Here is a 15,123-nt window from a genome sequence, read left to right as displayed (position 1 = left end):
CGGGAGGTCGCCGTCGCAGCACGTGAATCGGGCGGCCGCGCGGGCCGCCCGATGTGTTGCGTTCGGCTCAAGCCGGCTTACTGGCAGAGCTGCCGGCGGCCGTCCGCGCCCTTGAACCAGGTGCCGGGCGTACAGACGAAGCCGTTGCGCTGGGCATAGGTGCGCCTGTCCCAGTTACGATTGTCCCAGCCGCGGTCCCACGAATTGTCGTAGGCGTAGGAATTGTCCCAGCCGCGGAATGGTGCGGTGGCAATCGCGCCGGCGGTGCCGATCGCGGCGCCCGCGACGCCGGCCGCCGTCCCGACGGCGCCCGCCGCAACGTCGGTTGGCCAGAAGCCGGTGGGGCTCCTGTTCCAGTCGTTATTCCAGTCGCGGTTGGTCTGGCGATAGGCCGCGCGGCGATGGCGATAACCGCTCTCTGTGGTGGCCTGTCCCGGTCCGAAGGTCTGGCAATTGGCGTTTGGGAATTGCGCCGAGCAGCGGCCCTGATTGGTGACGACGGTCTGCGCCATGGCAGAGCCTGCCAGCATGGTCGCTGCGATCGCCGTGGCCCCGAGAAGCTTGATGGTCATGGTTGTTCGCTCCCATTTTGTGGACAGGAGCTAAACGCTGACGGCGCAGGACGTTCCGATGCAACCTTGGGATTTTTCGGATGCGAGCCGTCAAACCGATGTGAGCAGATGCGTTGTTCCAGTCGCGCGGTTCCGCGCCGTTAACGCTTCGCTAGCTCGCCGTGCAGCATTTGAGCGGCGCGCAATCCTTGCACGTTAGGCTTACCGGAATTTGGTGAGCAGGCCTTAACTCTCTCTGCGTCGCGATCGGTTAGGTTGCGCCCGGATAACCGGGGTCTCCTCATGCGTGCCGTGGCGCTCGCCGCCTTTCTGATCGGACTGCCTGCGACGGCGTTGGCCGGCGGTTTCGAGATCGTCGTTCCTGGCCGTCCCGGCGTGCCTGTAATCATCAACAACATCGATGCGTCCTATGCCGTCGTCGAGGGCACCTGGGGCCTCGGCAAGGGCCAGCAGGTGCAGCCCACGATCTATGGCGGACGCTATATCGCCGAGCGGCAGCCCGACGACGTCGGCCATTATTATCCGACGCTGGGCCTGCGGCCGGGCTACGGCGCGGCTCGAGGTCGAGCCGCCGGCGAACCGCAAATTGCCCAAGCCCGCCGAGAGCTACCACCAGAGCTGGGGCGCCTCGTCCGCGCCGCTGCCGGCGCAGATGGATCCGCCCGTCGATCCGCCGCCGGTGATCTACGCGCCCGAGATCAACGACCGTCCTCGGCCGCCTCGGCCGCGGCCGCGCACAGAGATACCCGGCAGGCCGCCGGGTTGAGAAACGTGAAAACCAAAAACGGAAATCAACAGGAGAGAGTAATGCGTCAGATGATTTCGGGACTGGTCGCGGCAACTGCCGTGATGTTCGCCGCCACCGCGCCTGCCGCGGCCTGCGGCTTCACCACATGCGCGCCGGTGGCGCCGGTCTATACCGGCTGCAACACCGGATGCGGCGGATATGGTTACGGCTACGGCTACGGCTACGGCTACGGTGCCTATGAGCGTCTCGCCGAGCCGACCACGCAGTATTACTACGTCAACCAGGGTCCGACCTATACCGGTCCGGGCGCCTTCGCGCCGTATCCGACCTATCGCGAGGACGCGGTCGTCGCGCCTGCCAATTACGGCTATGGCTATGGCTATGGCTATCGTGCCGCTGCGGTCGCGCCGCCGGCCGCTTATCCCTATCGCCGCCCGTACTTCCGTCCCTATCGCTACGGCTACGGCCCGCGCTACGGCTATCTGCCGCGCGTGCACTACGGCCCCCGCTACGGCTACGCCCGCCGCGCCGCGCCGTACTATTACGGCGGTCACCGCGTGCTGCGCCGCTACTACTGATCTCTGATCCGTTACGTGAAGAGACGCCCGTTCGCGTGATGCGGACGGGCGTTTTGCTTTTCTTCAAAACAACCCCATGCACAGTAGCCGGCAACTGTGAAATCAAGGACTTGAAGCGCAATGTGCCCGCGATGAGCGAGCATCGCTCATTAGCTCGTTGTTCGAGCTCTAGATTTCGGAAAAACAGAGATTTCGAATTGATCCGTCGGGCAAAACAGGCCTAGTATGGCATCGTCCGGATATGCGGGGTGCCCAAAGCGCTAGCGCTTCATCAGCCCCAGCCGGCTCGCGCCGACATAGAGGGAGAGTACGGCCGCATTCGAGACGTTGAGGCTCTTGATCTCGCCGGGCATGTCGAGCCGCGCCACGACGCTGCAGGTCTCGCGGGTCAATTGCCGCAAGCCTTTGCCTTCGGCGCCGAGCACCAGCGCGAGCGGCTCGCGCAGTGTGACGTTCGAGAGATCCTCGGTGCCTTCGCTGTCGAGACCGACGGTCTGGAAGCCGCGCTCGTTCAAAGCCGTTAAGGCGCGGGCGAGGTTTTGCACCGTGACGACAGGCACAAGCTCCAGCGCGCCAGAGGCGGCCTTGGCGAGCACGCCCGTCGCCTCGGGGCTGTGACGCGCGGTGGTCACGATCGCCTTCACCGCGAAGGCCGCTGCAGAGCGCAGAATGGCGCCGACATTGTGCGGATCGGTGATCTGGTCGAGCACCAGCACCATGCCTTCCTGCTTGAGCGTCTCGATGTCCGGCGAGGGCAGGGGATCGGCCTCGGCGAGCAGGCCCTGATGCACGGCGTCGGGCGAGAGCAGGCGGTCGATCTCCTGGGGACGGACGATCTCGGGCGCGATGCGGGTCGCGATGTTTTCGTCCGCCAGCCGCCGCGCGGCGTTCTCGGTTAGCGTCAGCTTGCGGATCCGCCGCTGCGGGTTGGCGAGGGCCATGGTGACGGTGTGCCAGCCATAGAGAATGACGGGCCCGTCGGGGTGCGAATCGCGTTCGCGCCAAGCCGGCCGGCCGGTCGATTTCCCTGGTTTGTTGAAGGGCTTAGCCCCCCTGCGGGGGCCCCTCGGGGCGAATTTTTTGTCCTTCATGGGCTCGCTTGTGTCACGGGGGCCCCAATATGGCAATTTGAGTGGCTTCGAGGGCGATTTTAGCTGCTTGCCTCGGTTGACTTTGCCCCACCGCTTCGCCCATAAACGCGCCCGGTCGCGCCCCGATACGGGTTGCCGCGGCCTTCACGTTCCATGGCCGTCTTCGGTCCGCCGGCAAGGTCCGGCCCGATTGTGCTGCCGTCGAGCGGGGGAGTGTCCCGAGTGGCAAAGGGAGCTGACTGTAAATCAGCCGCCTCATGGCTTCGCAGGTTCGAGTCCTGCCTCCCCCACCAGCCTTCGCTCGCTTTGCGAGCTACGGCTCGGCAAGCCAGCACAAGTGCTCGTGGCGCGAAGTGAGCGAAGGCTGTCACGCCGTAGCCCGCAGGGCGTAGGCGGACTGAGACTATCTCATGCACGCTACCCCATCATCTCCCGCACCATCGGCACCACCTTCCGTCCGTAAAGCTCGATGCTCCGCATCAGCTTCTCGTGCGGCAATGGCCCCGCCGAATACTTCAACTGAAACCGCGAAAGCCCGAGCGCCTTTGCGGTCTTCGCGATCTTGCGCGCCACCGTTTCCGGCGCGCCGACATAGAGCGAGCCGTGCTCGGCCTCATGGACGAACTCGTCGCGTCCCATCGGGGGCCAGCCGCGCTCCTTGCCGATGCGGTCGCGCATCGCCTTGTAGTCGGGCCAGAGCTCCTCGCGCGCCTGCGCGTCGGTCTCGGCGACGTAGCCCGGCGAATGCACGCCGATCGGCCGGGCCGGGTGGCCGAACTCCTTGAACGCGCGGTGATAGAGCTCGACATAGGGCGCAAAGCGCGCGGGATCGCCGCCGATGATCGCCAGCATCAAGGGCAGATCGTAATGCGCGGCGCGCACCACCGATTGCGGACTGCCGCCGACGCCGATCCAGGTTTTCAGCTTGCCGTTTTCGACCGGCGGATAGACCAGTTGATCTTTCAGCGGCGGACGCAGCTTGCCTTGCCAGGTGACCGGCTGCTGCGACAAGAGCGCGGCGAACAGATCGAGCTTCTCCTCGAACAGCTCTTCATATTTGCGCAGGTCGAAGCCGAACAGCGGGAAGGATTCGGTGAACGAGCCGCGGCCGAGGATCACCTCGGCGCGGCCGTTGGAAAGCGCATCCAGCGTGGCAAAGCGCTGGAATACGCGGATGGGATCGTCCGAAGACAGCACCGTCACGGCCGAGCCGAGATGGATGCGCTTGGTGCGCGATGCGATCGCGGCCAGCACGGTCTCCGGCGAGGAGATCGCGAAATCGGCGCGGTGATGCTCGCCGAGACCGATGAAATCGAGACCGAGCTCGTCCGCCAGCACCGCTTCGTCGACGACGTTGCGGATCACCTGCGCATGCGGAATCATGTCGCCTGAGGTGTCCTTGGTGACGTCGCCAAAGGTATCCAGTCCGAATTCGAGCGGTGCGGTCATCGATCAGGTCTCTGTGGGAGGAACGATGAGACTTAATGGACGACGGCCAGCCCACAAGGTGGCTTTCGGAAATGCTCGGTTTCCGTTTGTGAATGCTACCGCGCGATCCGCACCACCATCTTGCCGAGCGCAGCGCGCGCCTGCATCGTCTTGAACGCCTCGCGAAAATCCGCCAGCGCGAAGATCTGGCCGACCACCGGCTTCAGCTTGCCGTCGGCGAGCCAGCCCGTCAGCTCCGACATCAGGCGCTTCTGCACGTCGGGCTCGCGCACGGGAATCTGCGCGAGATCGACACCGAGCAGAGCGCCGCCTTTCAGAAGCGGCAGATTGAACGGCAGCGCGGGAATAGCGCCGGCGGCAAAGCCGACCACGAGATGGCGTCCGCGCCAGGCGATGGATCGAAATGCCTGCACCGAGATTTCGCCGCCAACGGGATCGAAGATCACGTCCGCGCCATGTCCTGCCGTTAACTCCTTGAGCGTGTCGCGCCAGCCGGCCTGCGTATAGTCGATCACCGCATCGGCGCCATGCGCCTGCGCAAACTCGCGCTTCTCCGGTGTTGATGCAGCCGCGATGACGCGAGCGCCGAGCAGCTTTCCGATCTGAACGGCCGCAATCCCAGTGCCGCCGGCGGCACCCAGCACGAGAAGCTGCTCGCCTGCGGCCAGCGAAGCGCGCGCGCCCAGCGCATAAAGGGCCGTCAGGTAATTGGCGCGAAACGAGGCGGCGACCTCGGCTGCGACGCCGTCCGGCAGGGGATGGACCGCTTCAGGCCTAACGACGATCTCTTCGGCCAGCGCGCCCGATCGTGTCATGCCCATCACGCGCATGCCGGGTTGGTAACCGCCCGGTGCGCCGGGCGCGTCCGTCACCACGCCTGCGAACTCCGTGCCGGGAATGAAGGGCAGGGGGTCCTTGGTCTGGTAGCGTCCCTCGATCTTCAGCCCGTCGACGAAGCCGATGCCTGCTGCCTCGATCTTGATGCGCAACTGCCCGGGCTCCGCGCGCGGAGATGGAACATCCTTCAGATCGATCTGATCGATGGGGGCGTATTGCTCGACGACAACGGCTTTCATGTCGGACCTCTGCTGTCCCAGTCATCCTGACAGGTGCCGCGACCAGCCTCTTGCGTCTACCGCCACATCCCCCGCATTCGCGCCCCGATGTCGATCTTCGGCCCCTGCGCCGCGCTGCGTGCGGCGCCGCTTGCTGCCTTCGGCCAGGCGGTGCGCTCGAACAGGTAGACCAATTGCTCCGGGATGAAGCGGGTGCGCGAGGCGTAGACGTGGCGGTCGCCCCTGGCGGCCTGGCCGTGGACGAAGAAGCGCTGCGGCACGACGAGGTGGAGATCGTCCTTGGCGCGGGTCATCGCGACATAGAGCAGGCGGCGCTCCTCCTCGAGCTCGGCGCTGGTCCCGGCGCCGAGATCGGACGGCATGCAGCCGTCGACGACGTTGAGCACGAACACCGATTTCCACTCCTGGCCCTTGGCGGAGTGGATGGTGGAGAGGATCAGGTAATCCTCGTCGCGCAAGGGTGGACCTGATTTGTCGCTGGTCGCATCCGGCGGATCGAGCGTGAGCTCGGTCAAAAATTTCTCGCGCGAGGCATAGCCGCTCGCGATCTGCTCGAGCTGCATCAGATCGGCGCGGCGCGTCTCGGCATCCTCGTGCATGCGATCCAGATGCGGCTCATACCAGAGCCGCACCCGTTCGAGATCGACGGGCCATTCCGAATAGCGCAAGTTTTCGACCGTACGGACGAAGTCGGTCCAGTCCTCGCCGGTGCGCGCCGGACCCGGCAGCCGGCCGAGCGCGGCGAGCGGATCGGTGCTCTCCGCCATCTGGTCCAGCACGCGCTGTGCGGTCGCAGGCCCGATGCCGGGCAGCAGGTGCAGGATGCGAAAGCCGGCGACGCGGTCGCGCGGATTCTCGGCGAAGCGCAACACGGCCAGCACGTCCTTGACATGCGCGGCATCCAGGAACTTCAGGCCGCCGAACTTGAGGAAGGGGATGTTGCGGCGGGTCAGCTCGATCTCCAGCGGACCCGAATGCGAGGAGGTGCGGAACAGCACCGCCTGGTGCTTGAGCAGCGCGCCTTGCTCGCGGTTCGCCAGCACCGCCTCGACGATGTAGCGCGCCTGGTCGGCCTCGTCGTGCACGGTGACGAGCTGCGGCTTCTGACCTGAGGTGCGGTCGGTCCAGAGGTTCTTGGTGAAGCGCTCGCGGGCGAGGCCGATCACGCCGTTCGCCGCCGACAGCACCGCCTGCGTCGAGCGGTAATTGCGGTCGAGCGTGATCATCTCCGCGCGCGGCGAGAAGCTCTGCGGAAAGTCCAGGATGTTGCGCACGGTGGCGGCGCGAAACGAATAGATCGACTGCGCGTCGTCGCCGACCACGGTGAGGCCGCGGCCGTCGGGCTTAAGCGCCAGCAGGATCGAGGATTGCAGACGGTTGGTGTCCTGATATTCGTCGACCAGCACGTGGTCGAAGCGGCCGCCGATTTCTTCGGCGATCAGCGCATCGCTCATCATCTGCGACCAGTACAGCAGTAAATCGTCGTAATCGAGCACGTGCTGGGCCTGCTTGGCCTCGACATAGGCGGCGAACAGACCCTTCAGCTCGGCGGCCCAGCCCGCGCACCAGGGAAAATGCTGGGCGAGCACCTTCTCGATCTCCATCTCGGCATTGACGCAGCGGGAATAGATCGACAGGCAGGTGCCCTTGGCCGGAAAGCGGCTCTCGGTCTTCGATAGGCCGCGCTCGTGCCGGACCAGGTTCATCAGGTCGGCGGAATCCTCGCGGTCATGGATGGTGAAGGCGGGATCGACGCCGATCCGCTCGGCATATTCGCGCAACAGCCGCGCGCCGATGCCGTGGAAGGTGCCGGCCCAGGTCAGCGCATCACGCATAATTGCGGCGTTATTCTCGCCCAGCACCTTGCGCGCGATGCGCTCGACCCTTCCGGCCATCTCCGCCGCCGCGCGTCGGGAGAACGTCATCAGCAGGATGCGGCGGGGATCGGCGCCTGCGACGATCAGATGCGCGACGCGGTGGGCGAGCGTGTTGGTCTTGCCGGAGCCGGCACCGGCGATGACGAGCAGGGGGCCGCCCACGATTGCGCCGTCGGCCACGCCATGCTCGACGGCGCGGCGCTGCTCCGCATTGAGCGTGTCCAGATATGTCGCCACGAATCGCCCCGGTGAAAGGATCAGACTCGGCGATCCCGGCGCGAATCGCAATGCGGCTGGACGGAACTGGAATTAGGATTTAGGGGAAGACAGCCCTTTGGTTCCAGCATCCCATGGCGAGATGACCGAGCTCAAGCCCGAACAATTCGAGATGCGGCGGCTGGAGTCGCTCAGCAACACCATTTTCGGCGTCGCCATGACGCTGCTGGCCTACGATCTGCCGAAGGCGGCAGTGTTCAGTGGCGCGCCCGACTGGAACGATCTGGCCCGAGTGTATTCCGGCAAGCTTGCCGGCTTCGCGCTCAGCTTCATCATCGCGGGGGTGTTCTGGATCAGCCATCACCGCCGGCTGGCACGTCAGCCCGTCGGCAGCCGCGGCATGGTGGTCCTCAACCTGTTCTTCCTGCTCTCGATCGTGCTGCTGCCGGTCACCAACGGGCTCTACACCAACTACGCCATGAGCAGCGCGGTGGCGGTGCTCTACGGCCTGCACCTGACCACGATCGGCGGCCTCAATGCCCTGCTGTGGTGGACCATCCTGCGCGGCTGGAGCCGCGAGATCATGGCTTCGCTGTTTCCGGTCGCCGTGTTCATCCCGGGCACCATCGTTGCAGCGTTTGCGCCGCATATCGCGCCCTACGTCTGGTGTTTTGCCTTTGGGGGGCTCCTGATCCAGCGCTTCTACGTCGCGCCGAACCCATCGGCCGGCACGTAAAGCTTGACCGGGCGGATCTCGTACACCGCCGTCGGATTGACCGCGCGCAGCTTCCGCGCCGCTTCGATCGCCTCCTCCTCGGTGGCGCATTGCATCAAGTGGAAGCCGAGAAGCTGCTCCTTGGTCTCGGCAAACGGCCCGTCCAGCACCATTCCCGCGCCGGGACCCCGCAAGGTGCGGGCCTTCCGGGTCTCATCCAGCCGGGCCGCCGGACCAAACTGTCCGCTGGCCCGCAGCGGCGCCTGAACCTCGATGACCTTGGCGACGACCGCGGCGTCCTGCTCCGGCGTCCAGGACAGGACCTCGTCTTCCACGTGATAGGCCAGGATGGCGTACAGCATCGTCACCTCGTTCTTTTCTGCTTTTGTTTCTGCGCAAGTCCTGAGGACGTGGCACGGCAGCCCGTGCCGACACTTCCGAAGCAAAATATTGCGTGGCCGGCAAGCGGCGAAACCGTCCTGAAACCCGATTGCGTCCTCGCCCATGTGAACGCCGCCGGAACTGGTCGCGACTGATGGACCATAAACAACAAGTTCTTTGCTGGAGGCGGCAATGTCGGGTCATACCATTAAGATCATCTGCGACGCGCGGCGGGCAGGGCAGTCGGAGCCGGCCGATCTGCACGACCAGGCCGGCCATCACCGCTATTACGGCAGCTCGGCTGAGAACGGCGGTGAGCGGATCGTCGAAAGCCGGCGCGGCAAACGGCGGCGCGTGTCCAACTTCTTCGGCTTCTGAAGCCTTGCGGCGAGGCCGGCGTTCGAAATGGACGTTCTGCAAATCTCGATCGCGGCGATGCCGTTCCTGCTCGCGCTGATGAGCCGGACTTCCAAGGCCATCGTCCCGTGCCTTCTGACGAGCCTGTTCACGGTGCTGCTCGGCGAGGAGCCGCACCGCGCGGTGGTGGCCTGGTGCGTCGGCATGCTGATCGCCGCCGTCGCGCTGCGCGAGCGGCTTCGCGCTGGCTGACGCAGCGTTCGTCGTTGCCCGCTCAAGACCTGCTTGACCAAGGGCTCGCGCAGCATCTCGCCGCCGTCGGCCGCGCGTCGCTACCCCAGGGTCAGAATGCATGTGCTATCTACCGGAAGTTGGTGCTTGCACGCCGGCTGCCAGCAATCACTGCCCCGCTCGTTCCGCGAGCCATACCGGACTTTCACCGATGTGATTCCTGCACGGGCAGTGGTAGTTTGCCCAGCAGTCCCGCCGCGGGGGCGGAAGACGTGACTTGCCGACCTCGAGCTCGCGGGCCGACGGGATGTCGCTTGCATCGGGTGACGAGACGGGCGTCTCAACCCATGGAATGCGCGAGACTGCAACCGCTCGACCGCAGCAGCGAGCCGCCATTTCGGGACATGGTGCATGGTCAACGCAGGTGACGAGGACGCCGAGCGCAGCCGCGCCATCGCGCCGATGGCGGCGAAGCCTGGTCTGACCGACATCGATACGCTTGCGGCCATTGCCGAGTACGTCAGCAAGTACAGCGTGACCCGGCCGCCACCGCCGTTACGTCTGGAGCGCCGGCGGTCCTCCGGCGCCGACGAGCTGGACACGGTGATCGAGGCCTTCAACGCCATGTGCGCGAACCTCCAGCAGGCCTATGGCGAGCTGCGCGAGGCCAATGCCAATCTCGAGCGCGAGCTCGCCATCCGCCGGCGCGCCGAAGCGGAAGCGCGGGCGAGCGAAGAGCGTTTCCGCGACTATGCCGAGACCGCGTCCGACTGGTTCTGGGAGACCGGGCCGGACCATCGCTTCACCTACCTCTCTGACCGGGTGATTGCCTTCGGCATGGATCCAAAAGTGCGGATCGGCACGCGTCGCATCGATACCGCGCTCGATCGCGATACCGAGGCCGAGAAATGGCGCGCGCATCTGGCGGCGCTGGACCGTCACGAGCCGTTCCGCAAATTCGAATATCGCGGACGCGACACGCGGGGGCGGATGCATCATTTCAGCGTCAACGGCAAGCCGGTTTTCGACGCGGATGGACGCTTCCTGGGCTACCGCGGCTCCGCGACAGACCTCACCGCGCAGCACGAGACCGAGGAGCGGCTGCGTCAATCCCAGAAGATGGACGCGATCGGCCAGCTCACCGGCGGCGTGGCGCACGATTTCAACAACGTGCTCACGGTCATCACCGGCACGATCGAGATCATCCAGGAGGGGCTTGCGGACAAGCCCGAGCTGGCCGCGATCGCGCAATTGATCGATGATGCGGCCGCGCGCGGGGCGGAGATCACCTCGCAACTCCTGACCTTCGCGCGCCGCCAGCCGCTGGAGCCGCGCGAGATCGACGTCAACGCGCTCGTGGTCGAGACCGCGAAGCTGCTGAGGCCGATGCTCGGCGAGCAAATCGAGATCGAGACGCGGCTCGCCGACGAGGCCTGGTCCGCGATGGTGGATCCGTCACAGCTGTCCTCCGCGATCGTCAACCTCGCCGTCAATGCGCGCGACGCGATGCCGGGCGGCGGCAAGCTCATCCTCGAGACAGGAAACCGCGAGTTCGACGGCACGGGGACCGCCGGCGAGGGCGTGCGCGGCGCCTTCGTGATGGTTGCAGTCGGCGACACCGGTCACGGCATTCCGGCCGATATCCGCGATCGCGTATTCGAGCCGTTCTTCACCACCAAGGGGGTCGGCCGCGGCACCGGTTTGGGGCTGAGCATGGTCTACGGCTTTGCCCGCCAGAGCGGCGGCGCCGTCGCGATCGAAAGCGAGGAGGGGCGCGGCACCGCGATGCGGCTGTTCCTGCCGCGGGCAAAGGGCGAGGCGGTGGCCAGGACGGCGCCGGTTCAAGCGCCCGCCACGGCGCGCGGGCGGGAGACGATACTCGTGGTGGAGGACGATCCGCTGGTCCAGGGCTATGTCATCGCGCAACTCGGCGGTCTCGGCTACCGCACGCTCGCTGCGAGCGACGGCGCGTCCGCGCTGACGCTGGTCGACCAGGGTGCCGGATTCGATCTGCTGTTCACGGACATCATCATGCCCGGCGGCATGAACGGGCATGAATTGGCCGAAGCCGTCAGGCTCCGCCGGCCGGGCGTGAGGGTGCTCTACACCTCCGGCTATACCGACAACACCATCGTCCACGACGGACATCTCGATCCCGGCGTGGCGCTGCTGTTCAAGCCATACCGCAAGGCGGAGCTGTCGCAGAAGATTCGCGAGGTGCTTGCCGGCGAGCCGCCCGCCTGAGCCGCGGCGACAGACGAAAAAGGCGCGGCGGGGAGGTCCCGCCGCGCCCGATTTCTTGCTCGCTGGTCCAGGGCTGAGAGCGCCCCGATGCCAAGCCCTACTCAAAGCCTAGCGGGCGATCCCAGCGAGGTGACAGCGCTTGAGATAAGACACTGGATCACCTCCTTTCGTTGGTTTCGGGAAACCTCGATATAGGTGGCGATTGCGCCGCTGATAAGGGGCGGCGGGGTCCGCAGGAACCCGGGTGGTTCGCTAGGCCGCCGAAGACGCCGGAAAGCGACCTCCTGGGCAGTTGAGACCGCAGCCCGGCCGTGTTAGGGAGCCCGTAACGCGGGTGTAGCTCAATGGTAGAGCAGCAGCCTTCCAAGCTGAATACGAGGGTTCGATTCCCTTCACCCGCTCCAGAACCTGTTGGACGCGATATCCCAGCAGGGCGTTTCCACGATAGCCGCCCGTGGCTTGACGGCCGATCAGCTATTCCTCGTCCCGTCGCTCGCGTCCCTTCCGTGCGCGATCGAGCGCGCCGCCTTGAAGCTGTCCGCCGACCTTCACGCCGGGGAGATGATCGACCTTGTTCTTGTCGGCCTCGTCGCCGCGCTGAAGTTCGCGATCAATGATGTCGCGTGATCCTTCGGCCGGTTCCTTGTCGAATGGGCTCTTGCTCTCGATGCTCATGAATGATCCTGCTTGACCGCGTTGATTGCGAGGGCAAACCCAGCTCGTCGCTATCGTTCCTGTCCAAAGCAGCCGCTTCGTGCAGGCTCTATTCCCTGTGGCTATCGATTTCGGCGGCGACCTGTCCGTAGTTCAGCAGCGCAACCAGGGTCGTTCCGCCGATAATATTGCCGAGTAGCGTGGGCAGGAAGAAGTCGGAGGCATATTGGCTGAACGAGGCCAGGCCGCTCTGCACCAGAAAGGCGCACTCGATCGAACCCGCGACGATGTGCAAGAACTGGCCGAGTGCGACCACATAGGTCATCACTACGATGATGTGTGCGCGCGAGCCTTTGGCAGCCGGAAGAAGCCAGGCCATCGAGGCGATCAGCCAGCCGGCGAAGATGGCCCTGACGAAGGTGCTTGAGAACGTCCCCTCGATCGTCGGCCGGCTGAGATCGATGAAGGCGTCCACGATGCGAGGTTCGAAGATGCTGGTGCGAGCGAGGACGGAGGCGGCCGCCCAGGTCCCTGCGATATTCGAGGCGAGAACCAGGATCCAGAGCTTGAGCACGCTTGCCAAGGTGCCGAGATCCCTGTTGTGCAACAGCGGCAGGATCGGTGTCAGCGTGTTCTCGGTGAAGAGCTGTTGTCGTCCCAGCACGACGACCAGGAAGCCGACGGTGTAGCCGAGCGGAGCAACTAGGCGGCGGGTCGCCTCATCCGAGATCAGCGCATGCAACTCGCCCTGAACGATCAACGACAGGCTTATCGAAAGGCCGGCGGCAAAACCGGACAGGACGATGGCCCACCATCGCCGCTCCAGCTCCTGCTCGCCTTCGGCGCGGATCGTCTCATGGATCAGCGCGGCGCTTGGCCTGCTCTGGGATTCGATCTGCCTGGTCTGGCGCCGCGACACGCCGTCGAGCTTGGATGCTGGGTTGAATGAGGCGCCGTCGCCAGACTGATCCACGCTGCGGTCTCCGAAAGCCTGATCCAGTCAAGACTTCCGGATGTCCCATTCAGTTCCCCTTGCGCGGTGCAGCCTCGCTCCGGTCTGATGCAGCATGCGGAGGAACCTTCGTCATGAGCGGGAGTTCGCCGTGGGGGCAAGGCTAAAAGTCACGAGGCCAACCGTGCAAGACGCCATGCGCGTGCGTTCCACCGCGCAGATCGCGGGTCATCCGATTCATCCCATGCTGGTGCCGATCCCAATCACGTGTTTTGTCGGGGCGCTGCTGACCGACATCGCCTATGTCGCCAGCGCCGAGATCATGTGGGCGGATTTTTCGGCTTGGCTGCTGCTCGCCGGAATCATCTTCGGCGTGCTGGCGGCGATCGTGGGCCTGATCGACTTCCTCGGCAACCGGCTGGTGCGGGCGCAGGCGCCGGCCTGGCCGCATCTGATCGGCAATGCCGTGGTGCTGATCCTTTCGATCGTCAATCTCATGATCCACATGCGCGATGGCTGGACCTCGGTGTGGCCGAGCGGGCTGGTTCTGTCGGGGATCACCGCGCTTATCCTCACCGTCACCGGCTGGCTCGGTTGGGCCATGGTCTATCGCCACGGCGTGGGAGTTGCACGATGACATCTGCGATGATCCGCGCGCTGCTGTGCGCGTCGCTGCTGGGCTTGGCCGGCTGCAACGACGGCAGCGGCGATCCCAACGCGCAAGTGGGCGCCAACCCGGTACTGCCTGAGATCCAACAATATCTGCTGCCGCCGGTCCACATTGCCCGCATCGTCGGCTGGAAGAAGGACGAGACACCGACGGTTGCGCAGGGCTTGCAGGCCAAGGCCTTTGCCACGGGCTTGCAGCACCCGCGCTCGCTCTACGTGCTCCCGAATGGCGACGTGCTGGTGGTGGAATCCAGGCCGCCGAAGCGCGCGCCGATCAAACGGCCCAAGGACGTCCTGGTGGGCTTCGTCATGTCCTTGGCGACCTCCGGCGGCGACAGCGGCGAGAGCAACCGCATCACGCTGCTGCGCGACAGCAATGGCGACGGCGTGCCGGAGACGCAAAGCGTCTTCCTCGATCATCTCAACTCACCGTTCGGCGTCGCGCTGGTCGGCAACGATCTCTACGTCGCCAACACCGATGCCATCGTCAGATATCCCTACACGGAAGGGGATACCAAGATCACCGCCCCGGCCACGGTGCTGACGCCGCTGCCGGGCGGTCCGATCAACCATCACTGGACCAAGAGCCTGGTCGCCAGTCCCGATGGCGCGAAGCTCTATGCCGGCGTCGGCTCCAACAGCAACGTCGCCGAGAAGGGCATGGAGGCCGAGCACAACCGCGCCGCCATCCTCGAGGTCGATCGCGCCAGCGGCCGCTGGCGCGTGTTCGCAAGCGGCCTGCGCAATCCCAACGGCCTTAGCTTCGAGCCGCAGACCGGTGCACTCTGGACGGTGGTCAACGAGCGCGACGAGCTCGGTCCCGATCTCGTGCCCGATTACATGACCTCGGTGAAGGACGGCGGCTTCTATGGCTGGCCCTACAGCTATTTCGGCCAGCACGTCGATCCCCGCGTCAAGCCGGAGCGGCCGGATCTCGTCGTCAGGGCAATCGTGCCGGATTATGCGCTGAGCTCGCATGTCGCCCCGCTCGGGCTCGCCTTCAACACCGGCACCAGCCTGCCGGCCGCCTATCGCGGCGGCGCCTTCGTCGGGGAGCACGGCAGCTGGAACAGGCATGTGCTGAACGGCTACAAGGTCGTGTTCGTGCCGTTCAAAGACGGCAAGCCGAACGGCCCGCCGCAGGACGTCGTCACCGGGTTCCTCAACAGCGACAACCAGGCGCGCGGCCGCCCCGTTGGTGTTGCCATCGACAAGACCGGCGCGCTTCTGGTTGCGGACGACAGCGGCAACACGGTCTGGCGGGTGAGCGCGACCCATCCGCAGCTGACGCAACGTTAGGCCCGCCGGCGCGT

At 65.4% G+C, this 15,123-nt stretch carries 14 protein-coding genes, 2 tRNA genes and 2 pseudogenes; 10 read left to right on the top strand and 8 right to left on the bottom strand.

Annotated elements, in window-relative coordinates; genetic code table 11:
* Positions 1-77: 77 nt before the first annotated feature.
* Positions 78-572, bottom strand: coding sequence for a hypothetical protein (locus ACVWYQ_RS08980; RefSeq protein WP_271544621.1), 495 nt, complete (start codon positions 570-572; stop codon positions 78-80).
* A 282-nt stretch (positions 573-854) separates the two neighbouring features.
* Between ACVWYQ_RS08980 and ACVWYQ_RS08975 the strand changes: the two are divergent.
* Both ACVWYQ_RS08975 and ACVWYQ_RS08970 read left to right on the top strand, forming a co-directional pair.
* Positions 855-1,338: pseudogene (locus tag ACVWYQ_RS08975) on the top strand (hypothetical protein).
* A 41-nt stretch (positions 1,339-1,379) separates the two neighbouring features.
* On the top strand, positions 1,380-1,898 hold the full coding sequence (locus tag ACVWYQ_RS08970) for a hypothetical protein (protein ID WP_404540225.1): 519 nt from the start codon (positions 1,380-1,382) through the stop codon (positions 1,896-1,898).
* A gap of 260 nt (positions 1,899-2,158) precedes the next feature.
* On the opposite strand, the gene rlmB is transcribed toward ACVWYQ_RS08970, so the two are convergent.
* Positions 2,159-2,989 (bottom strand): 23S rRNA (guanosine(2251)-2'-O)-methyltransferase RlmB, encoded by an 831-nt coding sequence (gene rlmB, locus ACVWYQ_RS08965; RefSeq protein WP_036010853.1) that lies wholly within the window; start codon positions 2,987-2,989, stop codon positions 2,159-2,161.
* Positions 2,990-3,196: 207 nt separating this feature from the next.
* Here rlmB and ACVWYQ_RS08960 point away from each other — a divergent pair.
* Positions 3,197-3,282: transfer RNA gene (locus ACVWYQ_RS08960), tRNA-Tyr, on the top strand.
* Positions 3,283-3,406: 124 nt separating this feature from the next.
* Here ACVWYQ_RS08960 and ACVWYQ_RS08955 read toward each other — a convergent pair.
* The 3 genes from ACVWYQ_RS08955 to ACVWYQ_RS08945 all read right to left on the bottom strand — a co-directional run bounded on the left by ACVWYQ_RS08955 (position 3,407) and on the right by ACVWYQ_RS08945 (position 7,628).
* The gene (locus ACVWYQ_RS08955; RefSeq protein WP_404540229.1) at positions 3,407-4,438 is read right to left on the bottom strand and encodes an LLM class flavin-dependent oxidoreductase; all 1,032 of its coding nucleotides are present in this window, start codon (positions 4,436-4,438) and stop codon (positions 3,407-3,409) included.
* 95 nt (positions 4,439-4,533) lie between these two features.
* A complete protein-coding gene (locus ACVWYQ_RS08950; protein ID WP_404540232.1) occupies positions 4,534-5,514 on the bottom strand; it encodes an NADPH:quinone oxidoreductase family protein in 981 nt (326 codons plus the stop codon).
* 56 nt (positions 5,515-5,570) lie between these two features.
* Entirely contained in the window at positions 5,571-7,628 is a 2,058-nt protein-coding gene (locus ACVWYQ_RS08945) for an ATP-dependent helicase (RefSeq protein WP_404540235.1), read from the bottom strand.
* Between the two features lie 121 nt (positions 7,629-7,749).
* Between ACVWYQ_RS08945 and ACVWYQ_RS08940 the strand changes: the two genes are divergently transcribed.
* Positions 7,750-8,343: a TMEM175 family protein gene (locus tag ACVWYQ_RS08940; RefSeq protein ID WP_225139854.1), complete on the top strand. Its 594-nt coding sequence runs from the start codon at positions 7,750-7,752 to the stop codon at positions 8,341-8,343.
* On the opposite strand, the gene ACVWYQ_RS08935 is transcribed toward ACVWYQ_RS08940, so the two are convergent.
* A complete protein-coding gene (locus ACVWYQ_RS08935; RefSeq protein WP_036027698.1) occupies positions 8,310-8,684 on the bottom strand; it encodes a YciI family protein in 375 nt (124 codons plus the stop codon). The two genes, ACVWYQ_RS08940 and ACVWYQ_RS08935, sit on opposite strands and share 34 nt — an antisense overlap.
* Before the next feature lie 211 nt (positions 8,685-8,895).
* Between ACVWYQ_RS08935 and ACVWYQ_RS08930 the strand changes: the two genes are divergently transcribed.
* The 4 genes and pseudogenes from ACVWYQ_RS08930 to ACVWYQ_RS08915 all read left to right on the top strand — a co-directional run bounded on the left by ACVWYQ_RS08930 (position 8,896) and on the right by ACVWYQ_RS08915 (position 11,939).
* Entirely contained in the window at positions 8,896-9,081 is a 186-nt protein-coding gene (locus ACVWYQ_RS08930) for a hypothetical protein (RefSeq protein WP_404540237.1), read from the top strand.
* 27 nt (positions 9,082-9,108) lie between these two features.
* Positions 9,109-9,312, top strand: a complete 204-nt coding sequence (locus ACVWYQ_RS08925; protein WP_157280596.1) for a hypothetical protein — start codon at positions 9,109-9,111, stop codon at positions 9,310-9,312.
* Positions 9,313-9,789: 477 nt separating this feature from the next.
* Positions 9,790-11,535 (top strand): annotated as a pseudogene (locus ACVWYQ_RS08920) (ATP-binding protein); the annotation flags it as partial.
* A 330-nt stretch (positions 11,536-11,865) separates the two neighbouring features.
* Positions 11,866-11,939, top strand: a tRNA-Gly gene (locus ACVWYQ_RS08915).
* A gap of 70 nt (positions 11,940-12,009) precedes the next feature.
* Here ACVWYQ_RS08915 and ACVWYQ_RS08910 read toward each other — a convergent pair.
* Positions 12,010-12,210, bottom strand: a complete 201-nt coding sequence (locus ACVWYQ_RS08910) for a hypothetical protein (RefSeq protein WP_271544602.1) — start codon at positions 12,208-12,210, stop codon at positions 12,010-12,012.
* A gap of 88 nt (positions 12,211-12,298) precedes the next feature.
* Positions 12,299-13,162 (bottom strand): formate/nitrite transporter family protein, encoded by an 864-nt coding sequence (locus ACVWYQ_RS08905; RefSeq protein WP_271544600.1) that lies wholly within the window; start codon positions 13,160-13,162, stop codon positions 12,299-12,301.
* 163 nt (positions 13,163-13,325) lie between these two features.
* On the opposite strand from ACVWYQ_RS08905, the gene ACVWYQ_RS08900 reads away from it, so the two are divergent.
* Both ACVWYQ_RS08900 and ACVWYQ_RS08895 read left to right on the top strand, forming a co-directional pair.
* Positions 13,326-13,778 carry a DUF2231 domain-containing protein gene (locus ACVWYQ_RS08900; RefSeq protein ID WP_275498990.1) on the top strand — a complete coding sequence of 151 codons (453 nt, stop codon included), beginning with the start codon at positions 13,326-13,328 and terminating at the stop codon, positions 13,776-13,778.
* The gene (locus ACVWYQ_RS08895) at positions 13,775-15,109 is read left to right on the top strand and encodes a PQQ-dependent sugar dehydrogenase (RefSeq protein WP_404540242.1); all 1,335 of its coding nucleotides are present in this window, start codon (positions 13,775-13,777) and stop codon (positions 15,107-15,109) included. Before ACVWYQ_RS08900 ends, ACVWYQ_RS08895 begins: the two co-directional genes overlap by 4 nt.
* Positions 15,110-15,123: the final 14 nt, after the last annotated feature.

The organism is Bradyrhizobium sp. USDA 3397, assembly GCF_054060965.1.
Note: the sequence above shows the minus strand (reverse complement) of the source record. Positions and strands in the feature narration are given on the sequence as shown.